The 21,696-nt window shown below is 72.7% G+C and carries 21 protein-coding genes; 11 read left to right on the top strand and 10 right to left on the bottom strand.

Features of this window, described 5'->3' with window-relative positions:
• Window positions 1–130 precede the first annotated feature (130 nt).
• Both ABZ459_RS40135 and ABZ459_RS40130 read right to left on the bottom strand, forming a co-directional pair.
• Window positions 131–1,390: a kynureninase gene (locus ABZ459_RS40135; protein WP_357982329.1), complete on the bottom strand. Its 1,260-nt coding sequence runs from the start codon at window positions 1,388–1,390 to the stop codon at window positions 131–133.
• A complete protein-coding gene (locus ABZ459_RS40130) occupies window positions 1,387–2,172 on the bottom strand; it encodes a tryptophan 2,3-dioxygenase family protein (protein ID WP_357982326.1) in 786 nt (261 codons plus the stop codon). Before ABZ459_RS40130 ends, ABZ459_RS40135 begins: the two co-directional genes overlap by 4 nt.
• A gap of 239 nt (window positions 2,173–2,411) precedes the next feature.
• On the opposite strand from ABZ459_RS40130, the gene ABZ459_RS40125 reads away from it, so the two are divergent.
• A complete protein-coding gene (locus tag ABZ459_RS40125; RefSeq protein ID WP_357982323.1) occupies window positions 2,412–3,695 on the top strand; it encodes an acyltransferase in 1,284 nt (427 codons plus the stop codon).
• 6 nt (window positions 3,696–3,701) lie between these two features.
• On the opposite strand, the gene ABZ459_RS40120 is transcribed toward ABZ459_RS40125, so the two are convergent.
• A complete protein-coding gene (locus tag ABZ459_RS40120) occupies window positions 3,702–4,073 on the bottom strand; it encodes a DoxX family protein (RefSeq protein ID WP_357982320.1) in 372 nt (123 codons plus the stop codon).
• Window positions 4,074–4,172: 99 nt separating this feature from the next.
• Window positions 4,173–5,111, bottom strand: a complete 939-nt coding sequence (locus ABZ459_RS40115) for an NADP-dependent oxidoreductase (protein ID WP_357982317.1) — start codon at window positions 5,109–5,111, stop codon at window positions 4,173–4,175.
• A gap of 100 nt (window positions 5,112–5,211) precedes the next feature.
• Here ABZ459_RS40115 and ABZ459_RS40110 point away from each other — a divergent pair, with 100 nt between their 5' ends.
• Window positions 5,212–5,919 (top strand): helix-turn-helix domain-containing protein, encoded by a 708-nt coding sequence (locus tag ABZ459_RS40110; protein WP_357982315.1) that lies wholly within the window; start codon window positions 5,212–5,214, stop codon window positions 5,917–5,919.
• A gap of 14 nt (window positions 5,920–5,933) precedes the next feature.
• On the opposite strand, the gene ABZ459_RS40105 is transcribed toward ABZ459_RS40110, so the two are convergent.
• Window positions 5,934–6,686: a methyltransferase domain-containing protein gene (locus ABZ459_RS40105; RefSeq protein WP_357982313.1), complete on the bottom strand. Its 753-nt coding sequence runs from the start codon at window positions 6,684–6,686 to the stop codon at window positions 5,934–5,936.
• Window positions 6,683–7,240: an MFS transporter gene (locus ABZ459_RS40100; protein ID WP_357982310.1), complete on the bottom strand. Its 558-nt coding sequence runs from the start codon at window positions 7,238–7,240 to the stop codon at window positions 6,683–6,685. The genes ABZ459_RS40105 and ABZ459_RS40100 overlap by 4 nt, the downstream gene beginning before the upstream one ends.
• Window positions 7,241–7,344: 104 nt before the next feature.
• On the opposite strand from ABZ459_RS40100, the gene ABZ459_RS40095 reads away from it, so the two are divergent.
• Window positions 7,345–8,328: a helix-turn-helix domain-containing protein gene (locus ABZ459_RS40095; RefSeq protein ID WP_357982307.1), complete on the top strand. Its 984-nt coding sequence runs from the start codon at window positions 7,345–7,347 to the stop codon at window positions 8,326–8,328.
• A gap of 45 nt (window positions 8,329–8,373) precedes the next feature.
• Here the strand turns inward: ABZ459_RS40095 and ABZ459_RS40090 are convergent, their stop codons facing one another.
• From ABZ459_RS40090 to ABZ459_RS40075, 4 genes are all read right to left on the bottom strand, one after another.
• Window positions 8,374–8,826, bottom strand: a complete 453-nt coding sequence (locus ABZ459_RS40090) for a DUF1579 family protein (protein WP_352359900.1) — start codon at window positions 8,824–8,826, stop codon at window positions 8,374–8,376.
• Window positions 8,827–8,887: 61 nt separating this feature from the next.
• A complete protein-coding gene (locus ABZ459_RS40085; protein ID WP_357982305.1) occupies window positions 8,888–9,295 on the bottom strand; it encodes a DoxX family protein in 408 nt (135 codons plus the stop codon).
• A gap of 18 nt (window positions 9,296–9,313) precedes the next feature.
• On the bottom strand, window positions 9,314–10,780 hold the full coding sequence (locus tag ABZ459_RS40080; protein ID WP_357982302.1) for a multicopper oxidase domain-containing protein: 1,467 nt from the start codon (window positions 10,778–10,780) through the stop codon (window positions 9,314–9,316).
• Window positions 10,781–10,921: 141 nt separating this feature from the next.
• Window positions 10,922–12,235, bottom strand: a complete 1,314-nt coding sequence (locus tag ABZ459_RS40075; RefSeq protein WP_357982299.1) for an extracellular solute-binding protein — start codon at window positions 12,233–12,235, stop codon at window positions 10,922–10,924.
• Window positions 12,236–12,383: 148 nt separating this feature from the next.
• Between ABZ459_RS40075 and ABZ459_RS40070 the strand changes: the two genes are divergently transcribed.
• The 8 genes from ABZ459_RS40070 to ABZ459_RS40035 are packed head-to-tail and all read left to right on the top strand — an operon-like array spanning window position 12,384 to window position 21,693.
• Complete coding sequence (locus ABZ459_RS40070) at window positions 12,384–13,601, top strand: NAD(P)/FAD-dependent oxidoreductase (RefSeq protein ID WP_357982296.1); 1,218 nt, start codon at window positions 12,384–12,386, stop codon at window positions 13,599–13,601.
• 11 nt (window positions 13,602–13,612) lie between these two features.
• A complete protein-coding gene (locus ABZ459_RS40065) occupies window positions 13,613–15,367 on the top strand; it encodes a non-ribosomal peptide synthetase (protein WP_357982294.1) in 1,755 nt (584 codons plus the stop codon).
• Between the two features lie 10 nt (window positions 15,368–15,377).
• Window positions 15,378–15,590, top strand: coding sequence for an MbtH family protein (locus ABZ459_RS40060; protein ID WP_357982291.1), 213 nt, complete (start codon window positions 15,378–15,380; stop codon window positions 15,588–15,590).
• A 3-nt stretch (window positions 15,591–15,593) separates the two neighbouring features.
• Complete coding sequence (gene hppD, locus ABZ459_RS40055) at window positions 15,594–16,679, top strand: 4-hydroxyphenylpyruvate dioxygenase (protein WP_357982288.1); 1,086 nt, start codon at window positions 15,594–15,596, stop codon at window positions 16,677–16,679.
• The gene (locus tag ABZ459_RS40050; RefSeq protein ID WP_357982285.1) at window positions 16,676–18,028 is read left to right on the top strand and encodes a condensation domain-containing protein; all 1,353 of its coding nucleotides are present in this window, start codon (window positions 16,676–16,678) and stop codon (window positions 18,026–18,028) included. The genes hppD and ABZ459_RS40050 overlap by 4 nt, the downstream gene beginning before the upstream one ends.
• A 5-nt stretch (window positions 18,029–18,033) precedes the next feature.
• On the top strand, window positions 18,034–19,389 hold the full coding sequence (locus tag ABZ459_RS40045; RefSeq protein WP_357982282.1) for a nucleotide disphospho-sugar-binding domain-containing protein: 1,356 nt from the start codon (window positions 18,034–18,036) through the stop codon (window positions 19,387–19,389).
• Between the two features lie 30 nt (window positions 19,390–19,419).
• Complete coding sequence (gene rfbB / locus ABZ459_RS40040; RefSeq protein ID WP_352327799.1) at window positions 19,420–20,403, top strand: dTDP-glucose 4,6-dehydratase; 984 nt, start codon at window positions 19,420–19,422, stop codon at window positions 20,401–20,403.
• Window positions 20,404–20,421: 18 nt separating this feature from the next.
• Window positions 20,422–21,693 carry a class I SAM-dependent methyltransferase gene (locus tag ABZ459_RS40035; RefSeq protein WP_357982279.1) on the top strand — a complete coding sequence of 424 codons (1,272 nt, stop codon included), beginning with the start codon at window positions 20,422–20,424 and terminating at the stop codon, window positions 21,691–21,693.
• The last annotated feature ends 3 nt before the right edge of the window (window positions 21,694–21,696 follow it).

The following is a 21,696-nucleotide window of genomic DNA, read 5'->3' as shown; positions in this document are numbered from 1 at the left end:
GACCGGGATCGGGACCGAGCCCGGGACCAGGCCCGGGTCTAAGGCAGGGCGAAGGCAGGGTCGAAGGTCGGGTCCAAGGCCGGATTCGGGTCAGGGGGCGGGTGCCCGGCCGCGCGCCGCCCCCTCCGGTTCACGCCGCCCGCCTCGCCCCGGCCGCTCCGCCGGTCGTGCCGCCGGTCACCCCGCGGGCCGCCCCGCCGGTCGCTCCGCCGGACGTCAGTGAGCGGACCTCCGCGGCGAGCCGGTCCATGGCCGCGTGCAGCCGCGCGTCCGACAGGTACGGCGCCGGCCCGAGCCGCAGGTACTCGCCCCGGCTGTCGGCCTGCACCCCCCGCGCCGCCAGCCCCGCCCGCAGCCGCCCCGCGTACGGCGAGCGCAGCGCCAGGAACCCGCCGAACTCCTCGGGCGCGGCGTCCAGGTCCCGGCTGACCACGTGCGCGGGCGCGCCGATCTCGTCGAAGCGCGCCGCCAGCAGCCCGCGCTGCCGCAGCGACACCGCCCGCAGCACCTGCGGCGTCAGCCCCTGCGCGGCGAAGAAGTCGAACACCCGGGCCGCCCGGTAGTGGCTCACCGGGTCGTAGGTCGCCCCCGCGAACCGGGCCGCCCCCGACGGGTAGCCGACCCGGCCGCCCGCCCGCGGGTCCTCGGCCAGCTCGGCGAACTCCGAGTACCACCCGGTCACCACGGGCCGCAGCCGGTCGGCGTGCGCCGGCAGCCGCAGCACGCAGTTGCCCTCCCCGAGCTGCAGGTACTTGTAGCCGCCCGCCACCACCCAGGCCGAGTCCAGGCCCGCCGTCGAGAACGGGACCACGCCCAGCGCGTGGTAGGCGTCCACCAGCAGCTCGGCCCCCCGAGAACGGCAGACGGCGGCGAGCTCGTCCAGCTCCGGCACGATCCTGGCCGTCTCGAACAGCACCGCCGAGACCAGGACGGCGGCCGTGCGCCCGTCGGCCGCGTCCGCCAGCCGCGCGGCCAGCGTGCCCACCGGCTCCGGCGGGACGACGACCACCTCCACGTCCTCCTCGGCCAGGCGGGCGAGCTGGCGCCGCAGCGTGTGGAACTCGCCGCCGGAGGTGACCAGCCGGGGCCGGCCGCGCAGGTCCAGCGCCGACAGGAAGCGCAGCACCAGCTCGTGCGTGCTGGACCCGAGGGCCAGCTCGGCGTACGGGTCGCCGAGGAAGAGGCGGAACCCCTCCCTGACCCGGTCGGCCTTCTTGAACGCGGCGGCCCACTTGTCGTCCACGTCCCTGGCGGCGTCGTCGAACGCCTCGATCTGCCCGGCCAGCGCCACGTCCGGCCAGGCCTGGTGGGAGTGGCCGGTGAGGAGCAGCCGGTCCGGGGCCCGGAAGGCCGAGTAGTGCGGCGCCAGGCGTCCCGAGATGTCGTTCATGCCATGCTCCTGACCGCCCACAGGTCGGGGAACGCCGGCGTCAGCGAGGCACGCAGGTACGCCCCGCCGCTGGAGCCGCCGGTGCCCGGACGGGCGCCGATGGTGCGCTCGACCATCTTCAGATGCCGGTAGCGCCACTCCTGGAGGCATTCGTCCAGGTCCACCAGCCGCTCGCAGAGCTGGGCCGCGCCGGTGTCGTCCCGGTAGACCCGCAGCAGCAGGTCCTGCACCGACTCCGACGGCTCCAGCGGCAGCCGTACGTCGCGGTGCAGCCGGTCCTGCGGCACCTCGTAGCCGCGCAGGTACAGGTACGTCAGCAGCGAGTCGTACAGCGTCGGCCTGGCCATCGCCGCCTCGATCCGGGCGCGGGCCGGGGTGCCCTCGGCCTGGCCGAGCAGCATGCGCTCGTCGCGCCGGCCCAGCACTGCCTCGATCTCGCGGAACTGCGCCGACTGGAAGCCGCTGCTGGTGCCCAGCTTGCCGCGGAAGGCGGCGAACTGGAACGGCGTCATCGTCTCCATGACGTCCATCTGGGAGACCGCGAGCCGCATCAGCTTCAAGGACCGGTGCAAAGTCCGCATGGCGTGCGCGGTGAATCCGCCGGCGAGTTCGAGCTGCAGCTCGGCGAATTCGTGCAGCAATTGTTTGAACCACAGCTCGTACACCTGGTGGACGATGATGAACAGGGTCTCGTCATGGCTCTCCGAAACCGGTCGCTGCGCCGTGAGGATCTCCTCCAGCGCCAGGTAGGACGAGTACGTCAGGACGGTGTCTTCTCTCATGGCCTCAACGATGCGCGCCACCGGGAACGCGGAACAGGCCGTTCCCGGGCAGCTACCTGCCCCGCCGGGACCGCTTCCTGCAATTCGCCGGAAACGCATTTCGGAAGATGTGGAAATGGCCGTCCGGCGGCACGGGGAATTCAGCACGACACGAGATGCGGCCGCCCGCGGCCCCGCGTGACGATGGCGCCGAGGGGGCGCCGAGCCCCATCAGCGAGCGAACTGCGAGGAAACATGCCATGACCTCACCGGAGATCATCAAGAGGAGCGGCCCCGGCAAACGTGCCCCTCGGCTCGACGGGCTGCGCGGATATCTGGCACTGGGCGTGATCGTGGTGCACGTCGCCTTCGCCGCCGGCGTCATCGGCTTCTACGACAAACCGTCCGTCGGCATCTGGCCCGTGCTGATCCAGGGCCTCAACGTGCTGCTGCCGCCCTTCTTCGTGATGTCCGGCCTGCTGTTGTACCGGCCGTTCGCCAGGGCGACGATCGTCGGCACGCCGCGTCCTGAGCTCAAGGGCTACCTGATCAAGCGCATGCTGCGGATCCTGCCCGCGTACTGGCTGGTGGCCGTGGCGGCGCTGCTGCTGCTCAACCTCAAGAGCGTCGACGGCCTCTGGTACGTGCTCAGCCCCCTGCTGCTCATGCACTACTACGTGCCGGGCCCCGAGGCGGGCTACGCCGGGCTGGAGCCCACCTGGACCGTGCCCGCCGAGGTCACCTTCTACCTGGCGCTGCCCATCCTGGCCTGGATCTTCGACCGGTACGCCAGGAAGGCCGCCGACCCCGGCGCCAAGGCCCGCCGCCTGCTGGTCCCGCTGGGCGTCTTCGTGCTCGTCGGCCTGGCCTGGACCGCGTACACGCACCTGGAGTCGATGGGCCCCTTCCCGTACGAGTACTTCTGGGTGATCGGCTTCACCGGCTTCCTGGCCATCGGCATGGGCCTGGCGATCCTGTCGGCGTACGCGGAGGCCAAGGACACCACGCCCGCCTTCTACCGCCTGGTGGCCCGCCGGCCGCTGCTGTTCTGGCTGGGCGCGGCGGTCGTCTACGTGATCAACTGCATCCGGCCGTTCGGCAAGCCCGGCATGGCGGACTACGCCACGGTGCCCGAGGCGATGGCCGAGATGGTGCTGTTCCTGATCTTCGCGCTGCTGATCATCGCCCCGGTGGTGGTGCCCGGCGTGCACTCGAAGGTCATCGACGCCGTGCTCACCAACCGTCCGATGCGCTTCTTCGGCCGCATCTCCTACGGCGTCTACCTGTGGCACTTCATCCTGCAGTACCTCTGGTTGCAGAACGGCAGCGTCTTCGGCGCGCCTCCGGTGCCGATGCCGGTGGTGATGGGCAAGTCCGGCTTCTGGGAGCTGCTGGCGGTCGTGCTCGTGGGCACGGTCGCCGTCGCGACGGTCAGCTACTACCTGGTCGAGCTGCCCGCGATGCGGCTGCGCGAGCGCCTGGTGGCCCGGCGGGCCGAGACCGAGCCGCGCCGGCCGGCCGAGAGCCCGCGCGTCCCGGTCTAGGGGTGCTCAGAGAGGATGAGGGCCGAAGCGGCCCCAGGCGACGAACGCCGCCAGCAGGAACAGGATCGCGTTGAAGGCGATCGCGCCGGGCTCCTTCCGGCGGACGTGGGCGAGCGCGGCCAGCACCATCACCACGGCCAGGCCGGCCGCGGCCAGCGGGGTCAGGGCGGGCGCGACGCCGGTGACCGCCGGCAGGATCAGCCCCAGCGCGCCGGCCAGCTCGGTGAGGCCGATGAGGCGGACGGCGCCCGCGGAGAAGTCCGCGGCCCAGGGCAATCTGGGCTCCAGCCTCTCCTTGGGCTGGGTGGACTTGGCCAGTCCGGCGAGGCCGAACAGGAGGGCCAGCGCGGCCTGCACGATCCACAGGGCGATGTTCATCAGGGTTCCTTCGCGGATTGGGGGTGTGGCCGGGGCGAGGGGCCTCGGCACCGGCTGGTCGACGGATGAGGACGGTCCCGGGCCTTCCGGCCGAGGACGTCAGGAGCAGGTGACGGCGATCTTGCCGAGCGTGCCCGCGCGGAAGGCGGCGAACGCCTCGGGGGCCTGCTCCAGCGGATAGGTGGCGGTGACCGGGACGCGCAACGCACCGGTGGCGACCCGGGCGGCCAGCTCGCTCAGGGTCCGCGGGTCCGGGTCGGCCATGACGGTGTGCACGGTGACCGTGGAGTTCTGGACGGCGTCCGGGGTCAGCCCGAGGGTCGAGGCGAGCCGGCCGCCGCCGCGCAGCAGCCCCGCCAGCTCGGCGCCGTCACCCGCCAGGTGCAGCACGGCGTCCACGCCCGCCGGGGCCAGCGCGCGGACCTGGGCGGGCAGGTCGCCGCCGTGGTCGACGAGCTCGACCTTGGTGGCGGTGAGCCCGGTGACGAAGTCGGCCTCGGCGCCGGGACGGGCGGTGGCGATCACCCGGGCGCCGCGGGCGGCGGCCAGCTGCACGGCCAGCGCGCCCACGCCGCCGGTGGCGCCGGAGATCAGCACCGTCTCGCCCTCGACCGGGGCCACGGCGTCGAGGCTGTCCAGCGCCGCGGTGCCGGCCAGACCCAGCGCGCCCGCCTCCGCCGCGGACAGCCCCTCGGGAAGGGGGGCGATGCCGTAGCCGGCGGGCACGGTCACGTACTCGGCCATCGAGCCGGGGCCGAGGAACGGCTTCATCACCACGCCGAAGACCGGCTGCCCGACGGTGAAGCCCTCGGCGCCTTCGCCGAGCGCCTCGACGGTGCCGGCGAAGTCCTTGCCCACCACCAGCGGGAAACGGTGCTCCATCATCTGCTGCAGGTAACCGGCGGCCACGGCCAGGTCGAAGCCGTTGACCGAGGAGCCGGTGACCTTCACCAGCACCTCGCCGGCCGCCGGCCGCGGGACGGGAAGGTCGGCCGGAGCGGGGTCGGCGGGGACGGAGTTCAGCATGACAGCACGCATGAGCTGCACCTCTCAACAAAGTGGAACGGGCTACCCGTTTCGTGCTGCCCAGCGTAACAAGAAAAATGGGTAGGTCGTTCCACTTGGGTAGGATGGAGGCATGGATCATCCCGCCGACGCCTCCGAACCTTCCGGCGAGCAGCCCGGGCCGGGCCTGCGCGCCGACGCCGAGCGCAACCGCGAACGCATCGTGGCCACCGCCCGCCGCCTGTACGCCAGCCACGGCCTCGGCGTCTCCATGGCCTGCATCGCCCGTGCCGCCGGCGTCGGCAAGGCCACGCTGTCGCGCCGCTTCGCCACCCGCGAAGAACTCATCAACGCCGTCTTCGCCGACCGCATGGACGCCTACGCCGCCGCCGTCGCCGAGGCGCTGGCCGACCCCGACCCCTGGCACGGCTTCGTCGGGTACGTCCAGGCCGTCTGCGCCATGCAGGCCGCCGACCGCGGCTTCGCCGACGTGCTGGCCATGACCTTCCCCGCGGCCAAGGCGCTGGAGAAGCGCCGCGCCGCGGCCTATCACGGCTTCCTCGACCTCATCGCCCGCGCCAAGGCCACCGGCCGGCTCCGGGCGGACTTCACCGACCAGGACATGGTCATCCTGCTGATGGCCAACGCCGGTGTCATCGCCGCCACCGGGGACGCCGCTCCGGACACCTGGCGCCGCCTCGTCGGCCAGATGCTGCGCGCCTACGCCGCCCCCGGCGCCGACCTGCCCCCGCTGGAGCCGACCCCCGCGCCCACCGCCCTGTACCGGGCCATGGTCCGCCTCACCCGCCCCGCCGCCGGGCCTGACGGCGACCCGGAGTGAGCAGGCGACCGGCGTCAGCCGGGGCGGGTGGCGGTGGCGGAGACCCACGCCTGGTCGAACAGCGCGTCCGGGTCGGTGGCCCAGGCGCGCAGCCGGCCGGCGTGGGCGGGCTGTTCGGCCCGGTCGAGCTGGATCGCGAGGTAGCCGGCGATGCGGGACGGGTCGGCATGACGCTCGTGGCGCACGTCCAGACGGATGTCGGTGAAGCCCGCCGCGCGCAGGTACCGGCCGAGTTTGCGGCCGGCGTACGGGTCGCCGCCGTTGGCCTGCTGCAGGCGGGTGTAGGCGCCGAGGGCGTCGTCCAGGGGAGGGCTCAGCAGGAAGCCGCCCCAGTCGGGGCTGCACAGGCCGACCGTCCCGCCGGGCCGCAGGACCCGGCGGATCTCGGCCAGCGCGCGGGCCGGGTGGGCCAGGTGTTCCAGCAGGGCGTGGGAGAAGACGCGGTCCACCGATCGGTCCTCCAGCGGGATGGCGTAGCACGATCCCTGCCGGAACTCGACGTTCGCCAGGTCCCGCTGCCAGGCCGCCGCGCGGGCGGCCGTGAGCTGGGCGGCGTGCTGGTCCAGGCCCAGCACGTGCCCCGGCGCGACGACGGCGGCGAGGTCGGTGGTGATGGTGCCGGGCCCGCAGCCCAGATCCAGCACCGACATCCCCGGTGCCAGGTACGGCAGGAAGAAGCCCGCGTGCGTCGCGGCTCGCCTGGCGGCCATGAAGCCGACGGCGAAGGCGTCATGGCCGGGCGTGTAGCGCTCGACGTCGGAGGTCATCGCAGGACCGCCTTCTCGGCACGCGCGTCGATCGTTCCCGAGCGGACGGCGAGGACGAGCCCGGCGGCGGCCCAGAACGTGGCCCGCCGGCCGGCGGCCTGCCCCAGCCAGGTCACCAGCGGCACCCCGGCCACGTTCGCCAGGGTGAACCCGCCGAACATGATCGAAATCGCCCGTCCGCGCCGTTCCGGCGGGACGAGCTCGGCCGCCACCACCGACCCGACCCCGAACAGCGCGCCCTGCGGCACCCCCGCGACCACCCTGGCCGCCATCATCAGGCCGTAGCCGGACGCGACCGCCGACAGGACGCTGCCCGTCGTCAGCAGCGCCGCGACGATCAGCAGAGTCGTGCGGCGCGGCAGGCGGGCCGAGACGGCGGTCAGCAACGGCGCCCCCACGATCACGCCGACGGCGTACCCGCTGATCAGCGCGCCGGCGGCCGGAATCGACACTCCGCCCCCCTCGGCGACCTGCGGCAGCAGGCCCATGACGGCGAACTCGGAGGTTCCGACGGCGAAACCTGCGACGGCCAGGGCCAACAGAGCCAGCGGCATGGCATTGCGCTCCTCATCTCACGCGGACGATCGCCTCCGAGCCTGGCCGCCGGGCCTGTGGAGCCGTGAGTGGCAGAAACGCACACGTGGGATAGATTTCCGCCATGCGCTGTGTGGGGATCGTGGTCACCGAGCAGGTCCGCGTCTTCGACTACGCCGTGGCCAGCGAGGTCTGGGGCCTGGACCGCACCGATCGCGGCGTCCCGGCGTTCGACCTGCGCACCTGTGGGCCGCGCGGTCACGCGCTGACCATGAGCACGGGCGTGACCTGTGTCCCCGATCACGGCCTGGACGGCCTGGACGAGTGCGACCTGGTCATCGTGCCCGGCGTTCAGAACCCTGCCAGGGCCGCCCATCCGGGCGTGGTCACCGCGCTTCGCGCCGCGCACGACCGTGGCGCGACCGTCGCGTCCCTGTGCTCGGGGGCGTTCGTGCTGGCCGCCGCGGGCCTGCTGGACGGCCGCAGGGCCACCGCCCACTGGCTCGACGTCGACCAGCTCGCACAGCGCCACCCCGACGTGAGCGTCGACCCCGGCGTCCTGTTCGTCGGGGACGGCACCGTGTGGACCTCGGCGGGCGTGGCCGCGGGCATCGACCTGTGCCTGCACCTGGTCCGCCGCGACCACGGCGCCGCCGCCGCGGCCGAGATCGCCCGCACCATGGTCACCGCACCCTTCCGGCCGGGCGGCCAGGCGCAGTTCATCACCCGTCCCGTCCCCGCCGGCGGGGGGCCGTCCGACAGCCTGACCGGCCTGCGCGAACGCATGCTCGACGACCTGGCCCACCCGTGGACCGTCCCGGAGCTGGCGAACCTGGCCCGCATGTCGGAACGCAGCTTCGCCCGCCGCTTCGTCCAGACCACCGGCGACACACCCCTGCAGTGGCTGCTGACCCAGCGCGTCCTGGCCGCCCAGCACCTGCTGGAGGTCAGCGAGCTGCCCGTCGCCGTCATCGCCCGCCGCTGCGGGTTCAGCACCCCGCTGACCCTGCGCCACCACTTCACCCGCCACGTCGGCCTGCCGCCCCGCGACTACCGCCTGGCCTTCGGCAGGCGACCCGAGGCGGAGCGGAGCAGGCCGGCGAGGTAGCCGAGCCGGCGAGGACCGGCCCCGGCCGTCACGGGATCGGTACGGTCAGCCGGCCCGGGTCATGGTGGCCTCGTAGCCGCCGCCCGGCCACTCCCACCGGCCGCTGATGGTCCGGCCGTCCTCGCTGAAGGCGCCGCTGAACCCGGCCGGCGAGCCCTCCGCGCCGAACCAGATGTTGAGGTCGCGCCCGTCGAGCTTCCACACGTAGACGAAGTTGTTGCCGGTGCTGTCGAAGTAGTGGGAGCGCAGCGCGCCGCTCTCGGGGTCGTGGCCGATGTACTCCACGCCGGTCATCGTGCCGCCGCCGTGGCTCATCTCGACGCGCTGGACGAGGAAGAAGCCGCCGTCCATCCACTCGAAGACGAGCCGGCCGCCGGTCGCCTCGCCGGTGCCGAAGTCCTTGCCCGTCATCTCCCACGTGCCGACCAGCGGTTGCAGGGTCTGCAGCGAGGGATCGGGGGTGGGGAGCTGGTTCTGCGGGTTGGCTGTCTCTGTCATGTTCCCTCCACGGGACAGGTCGATGCCCGGTACGCCGATCGCGTACCGGGCGGGGGTGAGCTCACTTGGCGCCGAAGAACGCCTTGACCCGGGACCAGCGGCCCCAGACGACCAGTGCCAGGACGACCAGCAGGACGGCCTCGATCACGGGGACGCCGCCCAGCACGATCGCGTTGGTGCCGGCCGCGCCGATCATCAGGCCGATCAGCGCCAGCGCGGCCACGCCGCTCAGGCGCGGGATCAGCAGCCCGATCGCGCCGGCGATCTCCAGGACGCCGACCGCGTAGCGGAACCACTGGCCGGCGCCGATGTCCTCGAACATGGCGACCATGGTCGGGTCGCCGGCGAGCTTGAGCACGCCGCCCAAGCCGACCTGGAACGCCAGAAGGACCTGGGCGACCCAGAGGGCGATGTTGACGCCGCGGCCGGTGGACCGGCCGACGGCGGTCGTGCTGTTCGTGGTGCTCATGCAGTCCTCCTTGAGGAACTAGTTGACGATCTCCATCTGGCCCATCATCCCGATGGCCGAGTGCTCCAACATGTGACAGTGGTAGACGTATCGCCCCAGGTAGTCGCCGAAGCTGGCCTGGAAGCGCACGGTCTCGCCCGGCTGGATGAGCACCGTGTCCTTCCACCCCGCCTCGCCCGGCTGCGGCGGCGTGCCGTCGCGGTCCAGGATCCGGAACTGGGCGAGGTGGGTGTGGAAGTTGTGCGGGACGCCGAAGCCCGAGCCCCCGACGTTGGTGTCGGAGTTGGTGACCTCCCAGACCTCGCTGGTTCCCCGCTTGACCTGCATGTCCACCCGATTGGCGTCGAACGCCTGATTGTTGATCAGCGCCTGGATGTTGACCGGGTCCAGGCTGAGGGTGAGCTGCCGGGTCTGCGTGGCCGCGGCCAGCGGGACCATCGCGCGCAACTGGCTGGGCACGCGGCTGCGGTCGATGGCCCGCCGTACGACGTCGAAGCGGAGCACGGACCCGCTCACGTCCTCCAGCGTCACCTGCGTGCCCAGCGGGAACGCGCCGAAGTCGATCACGACCTCGGCCCGCTCGCCCGAGGAGAGCACCAGCTTGGACGTCGGCACCGGCGCCGCCAGCAGCCCGCAGTCGGTGGCGATCTGCGTCATCTGGGCGCCGTTGCTCAGCGACAGCTCGAAGATCCGGTGCGTGGAGCCGTTGAGCAGGCGCAGCCGGTACTTGCGGGCCGCGACCCTGAAGTACGGCTGGGCCTTGCCGTTGGCGATCAGCGTCGGCCGGTTGTAGGGGTCGGCCGGGTCGAAGACCAGCCCGCCCTGGTCGTCGAAGAGCGCGTCGCGCAGCAGGATGGGCACGTCGTAGGCCCCGGACGGCAGGCCGAGCTGCTGCTCGTCGGCGCCCTCGACCAGGTAGAAGCCGTGCATGCCGCGGTAGACGTGCTCGGCCTCCATGTGGTGGGTGTGGTCGTGGTACCACAGCGTGGCGCCGGCCTGGGCGTTCGGGTAGTCGTAGGTCTTCGACTTGCCGTCGGCGATCAGGTCCATCGGGTACCCGTCGCTGGCCGCCGGCACGCGGCCGCCGTGCAGGTGCACGTTCGCCTCGTGGCCGAGCCTGTTGTCGAAGGTGACCAGCGCCCTGCGGCCCTGCCGGGCGCGGATGGTGGGGGCGGTGAACTGGCCGCCGTACGTCAGCACGGGCGTGCTCACGCCCGGCAGGATCTCGGTGGCCGCCTGCTGGATGGACAGCCGGTAGAAGTCGATGCCCGGCAGGGTGGCCACGGGGGCCAGCACCGGGGGCACCGGCATCGCGACGCTGAAGGGCGCCGCGGTGGCGCCGGTGCGGACCGCGGGGACCCGGCCCCCGTGGTCGTGCATGCGCATCATGTGCTGCTGCTGCGCCTGCTGTTCCGGCTCGCCGAACAGCCCGCGGGACACCGGGGTCAGCGCGGCGCCTCCTGCCAGGCCACCGAGAACGATCAAGCGCCGTCGGCTTAACATACGGGAACTCCCATCGCCATGTCCGAGCGTGGCATCGCCAGCCGGCACGGTCTTCTTCTGAAGTGCTCACTTCACGGGCGGATGCCGTGGGAGCGGTGCCGCCGCCCGGAAGGCGGCGGTGGTTCAGCCCACGGACAGGCGCCGCGGGGTGCGCCCGTCCAGGCAGTCGGCGTTGTAGGCGTCGAGCAGGCGCTGAGCCCGCTCCGACGCCTCGGCGAAGCAGTCGTCGGGGTCGGCGCCGTCCAGCACCCGGGCCATGGCCTCCGTCATCACGTCCTGGATCCCGGCGAAGTCCCCGAGCACCGCGCCCAGCGCGGCGGGGGAGCCGTCGGCCGCGCGGAGCTGGGCGGTCGCGGCCCGGTGCACCGGGTGCCGCTCGAACCAGCCCTCCTCCTCCAGGAGGCCGGCCGCGCCCCGGGTGACCGGCAGGAAACCGGCCTCCCGGTGCCACCGCGCCGCGTTGCCCGCGCTCAGCAGGTGCTGGACGAACGCCAGCGCGCCGTCCCGCCGCTCCGGCGGCAGCCCGTCGGTCAGCCAGAGCGCCTGGCCGGAGACCAGGTGCCCGGCGCGCGGCAGGCTCTCGTTGTGCGGCAGCGGGCTCGCCGTCACCTCGAACCCGGACTCCCGCCCGCGCTCGGCGATCATGCCGGTCACCACCGAGGACGCGATCGTGAACGCCACCCGCTGACCCAGGAACGCCCCCAGCGCCGGGCCCCAGTCACCGGGCTCGCCCGCGCGCAGGTAGTGGCCCTCGGCGTGCAGGCGCCGCCACCAGGCGGCGTAGGCCAGCAGCTCCTTGGAGGCCAGGTCCACCCGTCCGGCGCGGCCGGCGCGGCCGTTGTCGTGGTCGGCCAGCAGGCCGCCCTGCCCGGCCAGGGCCTGCTGGAACAGCCAGCCGTGGTTGGCCCAGGAGACGCCGTGCGGCGGGCCGCCGGGCAGCGCCCGTACGGCGGCGCAGGCGTTCTCCAGCTCCTCCCAGGTCCGCGGCGGCGCGTCGATCCCGGCCGCGCGGAGCAGGGTGGCGTTGGTGAGCAGCACCGCCGTGGTCGCCGTCGCGGGCGCGGCGACGAGCTCGCCGCGGTAGGTGTAGTGGCCGCGTACGGCCGGTTCGAGGTCGGCGAGCACGACCGGCTCGCCGAGGATCTCCGCGCGCCCCCCGACGGCGCGCTCGATCGGCGTGAACAGCGGCGCGCCGGAGCGCGACCGGGTGTCCAGCGCGAGCCTGGTGGCCGTGGCGTAGTACTCCGCCAGGTCCGGCGGCTCGCCCCGGCCGGCCGCACGGGCCACCTCGGCGGGCAGCTCGCGGAAGCCGTGCCCGGTGATCTCGATCCGGAGGTCCGGGTGCGCCGCCTCGAAGTCGGCGGCCATCCTCCTGATCGGGCCCAGGTAGTCCGGCAGGGGATGCTCGGCGATCCAGACGCTGATGACCGTTCTCATTCGCCTCATGATGAACGCGGCCACCCCGCCGTACATCTTGTGAAATGCGGTGTTTCGTCAGCTCAGACAGCAATTCAAAGGATGTGGGCCCCGCGACGTGAATGTGACCCTGACTGCGAGTCGCAGAGCGGCGAAACGGAGGAGCACGGTGATCAATACTCATGACGAGTTCGACGTTGTCGTGATCGGCGGAGGCCCTGGCGGCTCGGGTACGGCGGGACTGCTGGCCCAGCGCGGGCACCGGGTTCTGGTGCTGGAGCGGGAGAAGTTCCCGCGTTACCACATCGGCGAGTCGCTGATCACGGGGTCCATGCCCACGTTGGAGGAGCTGGGCCTGAAGGACAGGCTCGACCAGATGGGGTTCGTCAAGAAGTACGGCGGCACCCTGTTGTGGGGCAGGAACCAGGGCACCTGGGACTTCCGCTTCGCCGAGGCGTCCAACTACGAGTACGCCTACCAGGTGCGCCGCGCCGACTTCGACTCCCTCCTGCTGGCCAGGGCCAGGGAGCTGGGCGCGACGGTGTTCGAGGAGGCCACGGTCAAGGACCTGGTGTTCGACGGCGACCGCGTCACCGGCGTGACGTACACGGTGAAGGGTGACGCCGAGCAGCGCACCGCCCGCTGCCGCCTGCTGATCGACGCCACCGGGCAGCAGCACCTGCTGGCCCGCCGCTTCGACCTCATCGAGTACCACGACGACCTGCGCAACATCGCGGTCTGGTCGTACTGGCAGGGCTGCAAGCGCTACGGCGGCACGCGCTTCGGCGACACCGTCACCGAGAATCGCCCGGCGGGCTGGTTCTGGTTCATCCCCCTGCACGACGGCACGGTGAGCGTCGGCTACGTCACCCCCATCGACGAGTACAAGAAGTCCGGCAAGAGCCTGGAGGACCTGTACGCCTCGGAGCTGGCCGCCGCCGAGGAGGTGCGGGCCCTGACCGAGGGCGCCACCCGGGTCAGCGGCTTCCGCAGCATCCGCGACTGGTCCTACACCTGCACCCGCTTCCACGGCCCCGGCTGGGCTCTGGTGGGCGACGCGGCGGCCTTCATCGACCCGCTGCTGTCCACCGGCGTCGGCCTGGCGCTGCGCGGCGCCCACGGGCTGGCCGGCGCGGTGGACGAGATCCTTAACGACCCGGCCTCGGAGGAGGCCGTGCTGGCCCGCTACGAGAAGGACTACCGCGAGTTCCTGGACTCCCTGCTGGACTTCGTGCGCTTCTTCTACGACCGCACCAAGCACAAGGAGGAGTACTGGGACCGGGCGCAGAAGACCCTCGACCCCAGCAAGCTCCGCCCCCGCAAGATCGACTTCGCCACGATGCTCTCGGGCGTCTCCGGCATCCACGCCATCTTCCACGACGACTGAGGAACGCGCTGATGTCGCCTACAACTGTGCACGGACACGTCGCCGAGCAGGCCAGGCGCACGCCCGACGCGGTCGCGGTGTCGGCGGGCCCGGTGCGGCTGACCTACCGGGAGCTCGACGAGCGGGCCAACCGCCTCGCCCACCGCCTGCGCGGGCTCGGCGCCGGCCCCGAGACGCCGGTCGCGGTGCTGATGGAGCGCTCGGCCGAGCTGGTCGTCACGCTCCTCGCGATCCTCAAGACGGGCGGCTGCTACCTGCCCGTCCACAGCGCCTACCCGGCCGACCGCCGGCAGTGGATCGTCGACTCGTCCGGGACGCCCGTCCTGGTCGCCGACCGCGCCAAGGCCGCCGCGGGCCTCCCGGCTGCCCCCGCGACCCTGCTGGCCGACGACGACCCCGCCACCGCCGCGCAGCCGGCCACGGACCCCGGCGTCGCCACCGCCCCGGACGACCTGGCCTACGTCATCTACACCTCGGGCTCGACCGGGCACCCCAAGGGCGTCGCGGTCACCCACTGGGACGTGCTCGGCCTGGCCCTCGACCCCTGCTGGGACACCGGCGCCCACGAGCGCGTCCTGATGGTCGCGCCGTACGCGTTCAACGTCTCGACGTACGAGCTGTGGGTGCCGCTGCTGCACGGCGGCACGATCGTCGTGGCGCCGCCCGGCGAGCCGGACCTCGACACCCTGCGCCGGCTGATCCGCGAGGAGCGGATCACCGGGCTGCACCTGACCGCCGGGCTGTTCCGCGTCGTGGCCGAGGAGGGGGCGGACTGCCTGGCCGGGGTGCGCGAGGTGCTCACCGGCGGCGACGTGATCGTCCCGGCCGCCGTCCGCCAGGTGCTGGCCGCCTGCCCGGGGACGACCGTGCGGGCCATGTACGGCGCGACCGAGGTGACCCTGTTCTCCACCCACGCGCCCCTGACCGCCGGGACCGAGCTGGGCACGAGCGTGCCGGTCGGCGGGCCGATGCGGGACGTGCGGCTCTACGTGCTCGACGACCGCCTCAGCCCGGTCCCCGGCGACCTGGAGGGCGAGCTGTACATCGCGGGCAGGGGAGTGGCCCGGGGCTACTACGGCCGCCCCGACCTGACCGCCGAGCGCTTCGTCGCCGACCCGTTCGGCGGGCCGGGCGAGCGCATGTACCGCACCGGCGACCTGGTCCGGCGCAACGACGACGGGCAGATCGAGTTCATCGGGCGGGCCGGCGACCAGGTCAAGATCCTGGGCTTCCGGGTGGAGCTGGCCGAGGTGGAGGCCGTGCTGGCCGCCTATCCCGGGCTGGCGCACGTCGCCGTCGTGGCCGGGCAGTCCCGGCAGGGCGACAAACGCCTGGTCGCCTACGTCGTGCCGGCCGCCGCGGCCCCCGACCCCGCCGCGCTGCGCGCCCACGTGCGCACGTCGCTGCCGGACTACATGGTGCCCACGGCGTTCGTCGTGCTGGACGCGCTGCCCCTGACCGCCAACGGCAAGGTGGACCGCGCGGCCCTGCCCGACCCCGACACCGAGCCCGGCTCGGCCTACCGCGCGCCGCAGAACCCCCGCCAGGAGGTCCTGTGCACCGTGTTCGCCGAGGTGTTCGGCGTAGAACGGGTCGGCGTGGACGACAGCATCTTCGACCTGGACGTCCAGTCGCTGCTGGCGATGCGGCTGGTCAGCCGGATCCGCGCGGCGCTGGGCGTGAACCTGTCCATCGGCGACCTGTTCGACGCGGCGACCGTGGCCGGCCTGGACGAGTGGCTAGAGGCCGGCGCACGCACCCAGTGAGAGGGACGAGATGAGCAACCCATTCGAGGACCGGGACGCGGCCTTCCGCGTGCTGGTGAACCACGAGGGCCGGCACTGCCTGTGGCCCGCCTTCGCCGACGTGCCCGCGGGGTGGGAGGTCGCCTTCGGCCCCGCCGTCCGCGACGCCTGCACCGAGTACGTCACCGCCCACTGGACGGACCTGCGCCCGCGCGGGCTCGCCGTCCGGACGGACGCCGGATAGACCATGGCCACCACGACGATCTTCGACGACCTGCGCCTGGACCACATCGGCTTCTACGTCGGCGACCTGGAGAGCGAGACCGCCCGGCTGACCGGCTCCCTGGGCCTGGCGGCCTACGCCACGGCCCAGGACGGCCGGGCCCGCGCGGCCGCCCTGGGCGCGAACCGGATCAGGTTCGTGCTCACCCAGCCGCTGGCCGCCGACCACCCCGGCGCCGGCTACCTCGACCGGCACGGCGACGGCGTGTCCGACATCGCGCTGGGCGTGCCCGACGCCGCGGCCGCCTACCACGAGGCGGTGCGGCGCGGCGCCCGTCCGGTCTCGGCCCCCGCCGGGCGCGACGGCTTCGTCACGGCCGCCATCCACGGCTTCGGCGACGTGCTGCACACGTTCGTGCAGCGCCCGGCCGGGGCGGAGGAACGCGCGCTGCCCGGCTTCCGCGACACCGGGCCGCGGCCGGCCGGCTCAGCACTCGGGCTGCAGGAGGTGGACCACCTGGCCGTGTGCGTCCCGGCCGGGGAGCTCGACGCCACCGTCGAGTGGTACCGGCGGGTGCTCGGCTTCGACCTCACCTTCGCCGAGCGCATCGCCGTCGGCTCACAGGCCATGACCACCAAGGTCGTCCGCAGCCGCGGCGGCGAGGTGACGTTCACGCTGATCGAGCCGGACGTGACCAGGACGCCCGGCCACATCGACGAGTTCCTGCGCGACCACGGCGGCGCGGGCGTGCAGCACCTGGCGCTGGCCGCCGCCGACATCGTGGCCGCGGTGGAGGGCACCGCGGCCCGCGGGGTGGAGTTCCTGACCGCCCCCGACGTCTACTACAGCCTGCTCGCCGAACGGGTCCGGCCGGTGAAGTACCGGCTGGAGGACCTGGCCCGGCTCGACATCCTCGTCGACGAGGACCACGACGGGCAGCTCTACCAGATCTTCGCCCGCTCCACCCACCCCCGCGACACCTTCTTCTTCGAACTCATCGAGCGACTGGGCGCCCGCAGCTTCGGCAGCGGCAACATCAGCGCCCTGTACCGGGCCGTGGAGCTCCAGCGCAGCGGCCGACGCGATGCCCGCACGGAGGCGGCAGCATGACCATTTCCCCGCCGGCGATCCGGTACCCCCTGTCCTACACCCAGCACTTCCTGCGCCTGTTCGACCAGGGCGACGCCCAGGGGCCCTTCAGCGCCCGCTACAACATCGTGGTCGGCTGGCGCCTGCGCGGCCGCATCGACGTCGACACCCTCCAGCTCGCCATGGACGACGTCGCCGACCGGCACGACGCGCTCAACATGACGATCACCCGGGGGGAGGGGGAGGCGTACCAGGTGCGGCAGCCGTCCGCGCCGGCCCGGCTGCTCGTGGTCGACCTGCCGGCCGCCGCCCCCGAGGAGCGCACGCTGCGGGCCGAGGAGCTGCTCACCGAGGTCGAGGCCGGCTCCTACAGCCTTCAGGAGCTGCCGCACCTGCGCGGCATACTCGGCCGGTTCGACGACGAGGACGCCGTGCTCGCGCTGATCGTGCACCACACCGCGGGCGACGGCTGGTCCATGCAGCTGCTCATCCGCGACATCGTCACCCGCTACGCCGAGCGCCGCGGCCACGCCGTGCCGCCGCTGCCGGAGCCCCGGCCCTACCACGAGTACGCCGGACAGCAGCAGGAGCAGGCCGGCAGCGCCGAGACCCAGGCCGCCCGCGACTTCTGGGGCGAGCGGCTGCGCGGGGCGCGCATGCTGGCCGTCCCCACCGACCACGCCAGGTCGGCCGGGCTGGCCAAGGTCTGCCCGGTCCACCGGTTCTCCCTGCCCAAGGACGTCTCCACCCGGGTGATCAGCTACGCCAGGACGATGCGCAGCTCGCCGTTCATGGTGCTGCTGGCGGCCTACAACGTGCTGCTCAGCCGGATCACCGGGGCCACCGACCTGGTCGTCCCGGTGATCAGCTCCGGACGCGGGCAGCCGGAGTTCCAGGAGACCGTGGGGCCGTTCTTCAACTTCCTGCCGCTGCGCACCGGCCTGGACGGCTGCGCCACCTTCCGGCAGGTCGTCGAGCGCTCCCGCCGGACCTGCATGGACTCCTACGCCAACGAGATCCCGTTCCTGCAGATCGTCGCCGAGGCGCCCGAGCTGATGGCCGACGCCGCGCTGGAGAGCAAGGCGCTGTGCGCGCTGCAGGTCTGGCAGTTCGCCACCGGGATGGACGGCGAGCGCGTCGGCGACCTGGAGATCGCCGAGGTCCGCGAACGCCTGCTGGACCAGCCCAACGGCACCGACATCCCCGACGGCGCGCTGCTCACCTTCGACATCGCGCCCTCCGGCGAGATCTTCGGCAACTTCGCCTACAACAGCAACCTGTTCACCGAGAGCACGATCGCGACGATGGTGGCCGACTTCGGCGAGATCCTGCGCGCCGGCCTGGCCGCCCCCGACTCGCCTCTGGAGTGATCGCCATGCGCGTGATGTTCACCGTCTTCCCCGCGACGGCGCACTTCCTGCCGATCGTGCCCTACGCGTGGGCGTTGCAGGCGGCCGGGCACCAGGTGGTGGTGGCGGCCCCGCCGGGCGTCGACACCGGGGTCTCGGTGCCCGACTTCCACCGGTCGGTGAACGCGGCCGGGCTGACCGCGGTCTCCTGCGGCGCGCCGGAGCCGCTGTCGGTGCACGACCGCGGCTACCCCGGGTTCGCCGGCCTGATCCCGACGATCGAGGAGTCGGAGCGCCTGGTCGCCGCGCTCGGCATCACCGAGGCGGAACGCCCGCCCTGGGATGTCTTCTACCACTTCGCGCTGCTGACCATGCGCAACTACCATCCGCCGGAGCCCCGCCAGGACGTGCAGGCCGTCGTCGAGTTCGCCCGCGAATGGCGGCCCGACCTCGTCCTGTGGGACCCGTGGTTCCCGTGCGGCGCGGTGGCGGCCCGGGTCTGCGGCGCCGCCCACGCCCGTACGCTGCTGGCCCCCGACTACACCGCCTGGGCCACGGAGAAGTTCGCCGGCAGCGGCGAGCGGAACCCCATGACCGGGGTGATCGGCCCGCTGGCCGACAGGTACGGCGTGACCGTCGACGACAACCTGCTGCTCGGCGACTGGACGGTGGACCCGTTCCCGCCCGGGATGAGCCTGCCCGCCCCGGGCGTGCGCCGCCTGCCCGTCCGGTACGTCCCCTACACCGGGGCGAGCGTCGTCCCCGAGTGGCTGCGGCGACCGCCGGACCGGCCGCGGGTGGCGATCTCGCTGGGCGTGTCGATGCGCACGTTCTTCAAGGGCGACTGGGGCCGCACCGCCAAGCTGATGGAGGCCGTGGACGGCCTGGACGCCGAGGTCGTCGCCACCCTGGACGCCAACCAGCTGCTCGACCTGGACCGCCCGCTGCCCGCCAACGTGCGCGTGTTCGACTACGTGCCGCTCGACCAGCTCCTGCCGACCTGCTCGGCGATCATTCACCACGGCTCGATCGGCACCTTCGCGGCCGCCTCGGCCATGAACGTCCCGCAGGTCGTCTGCGACACCGACGAGCACAACCGGCTCGTCGGCACCCCCGTCGAGAACGGCATCGACTGGCAGCTCCAGTGCCAGAAGCAGCTCACCTCGACCCGAACCTCCCGGTACGTCACCACGCGCGGCGCCGGCGTGCGGATCAACCACCAGACGCAGTCCGCGGCCGAGATCCGCGACGAGCTGCTGCGCGTGCTGAAGGACCCCTCGTTCACCAAGGGCGCGGCCGCCATCCACGAGGACTGGCTGGCCACGCCGAGCCCGACCGACATCGTCGCGGAGCTGGAGCGGCTGACCGCCGCCGCCCGGTAGCCGTCGACCCCTCAGACAGGAGGCGGACAGTTGCGGATCCTGGTCACCGGCGGCGCCGGTTTCATCGGCTCGGAGTTCGTCAGAGCCACGTTGCGCGACTCGCCGGGCACGCGGGTCACCGTCCTGGACAAGCTCACCTATTCCGGCAACCTGGAGAACCTCGACCCGGTGGCCGGCCACCCGGGGCTGCGCTTCGTGCAGGGCGACACCGCCGACCCGCTCGTGGCCGACGAGGTGGTGGCCGGGCAGGACGCGATCGTGCACTTCGCCGCCGAGACGCACGTCGACCGATCGATCGTCAGCGCGACCGGCTTCGTGCGCTCCAACGTGCTGGGCACCCAGACCCTGCTGGAGGCGGCCCTGCGGCACGGCGTCGGCCGCTTCGTGCACGTCTCCACCGACGAGGTGTACGGCTCCATCGCCGAAGGCTCGTGGACCGAGGAGACGCCGCTCGCGCCGAACGTGCCGTACGCGGCCTCCAAGGCCGGCTCCGACCTGCTCGCGCTGGCCTTCCACCGCACGCTCGGGCTGGACGTCGTGATCACCCGCTGCACCAACAACTACGGCCACTACCAGTTCCCCGAGAAGGTCATCCCGCTGTTCGTCACCAACCTGCTCGAAGGCCGCCGGGTGCCCCTGTACGGCGACGGCGGCAACCGGCGCGACTGGCTGCACGTCTCCGACCACTGCCGGGCCATCCGCATGGTCCTCGACCGCGGCCGGGCCGGCGAGGTCTACCACATCGGCGGCGGCAGCGAGCTGAGCAACCTGGAGCTGACCGCCCGCCTGCTGGAGGCGTGCGGCGCGGGCTGGGACATGGTCGAGCACGTCCCCGACCGGCCGGGGCACGACCTGCGCTACTCCCTCGACATCTCCAAGATCGAGCGGGAGCTGGGCTACGCGCCGTCGGTCGACTTCGAGACCGGGCTGGCCGCGACCGTCGCGTGGTACCGGGACAACCGGTCCTGGTGGGAACCGCTCAAGCACCGCGAGCTCGCCGTGGCCGCCCACTGAAGATCATGAGGAGAAGCCATGCAGGACATTGTCCGACGTCTTGACACGTGCCGGGTCTGCGGGCGCGACGACTGGCTGGAGGTCACCTCCTTCGGGTCCGTGCCGCTGGCCAACGGCTTCCTCGACCCCGCCGACCTTCCGGCCGAGGAGCCCGCCTACCCCGTGGACGTCATCGTGTGCCGCAACTGCCGGCTGATGGCCATCCGGCACGTGATCAGGCCCGACGTGCTGTTCCGGCACTATGTGTACGTCACCTCCGAGTCCGACCAGATGACCGGCCACATGCGGCGCATCGCCGGCTGGTGCACCCGCCGGGCCGGGCTCGCGCCGGGCGAGCTGGTCGTCGAGCTGGGCAGCAACATCGGCCTGCAGCTCGCGCTCTTCCAGGAGCAGGGGCAGCGCGTCGTCGGCGTGGACCCGGCCGAGAACCTGGCCGAGATCGCCAACGCCCGCGGCGTGCGCACGCTGCCCGAGTTCTTCGGCGCCGACCAGGGCCGCCGCATCCACGCCGAGCAGGGCGAGGCCAAGCTGGTGCTCGGCCGCCAGTGCTTCGCCCACATCGACGACGTGCACAACGTGCTGGACGGCGCCACCGCCGTGCTGGCCCCCGACGGGCTGGTCGCGATCGAGGTCCCGTACCTGCTGGACCTGCTGGAGGAGAACCAGTTCGACACGATCTACCACGAGCACCTGTCGTACTACTCGGTCACCACCCTCGGCCACCTGTTCCGGCGGCACGGCCTGCGCATCGTGGACGTCGAGCGGGCGGCCGTGCACGGCGGCTCGATCGTCGTCTTCGCCGCCAGGGAGGGCTCGGCCCACCCCACCCGCCCCTCCGTCGACCGGCTGCTGTCGCTGGAGCGGCAGAGCGGCCTCGACTCCGACGACGCCTACCTGGCCTTCGCCGAGCGCGCCCACCAGGTGATCAAGGAGATCGGCGACCTCGTGCGCGACCTGGCCGGCCGCGGCCTGACCGTCGCCGGGTACGGCGCGCCCTCCAAGGGCACCACCCTGCTGCAGTTCTGCGAGCTCGGCCCCGCCGAGGTGCGCTTCTGCAGCGACACCACCAGCCTCAAGCACGGCAGGCTGCTGCCCGGCACCCGCATCCCGTGCCGCTCGCCCGAGCAGGCCCGCGACCAGCAGCCCGACTACTACCTGCTGCTCGCCTGGAACTACGCCGACGAGATCATCTCCAAGGAGCGGGACTTCCTGCGCCGCGGCGGCAAGTTCATCATCCCCATCCCGCAGCCGAGGGTCGTGACGGCCGAGCCCGTCCCGGCGGTGGCCTGAAGG

The organism is Nonomuraea sp. NPDC005692 (assembly GCF_040631115.1).
In the GTDB taxonomy this organism is placed as follows: Bacteria; Actinomycetota; Actinomycetes; order Streptosporangiales; family Streptosporangiaceae; genus Nonomuraea.
This window is presented reverse-complemented; position numbering and strand designations above follow the sequence as displayed.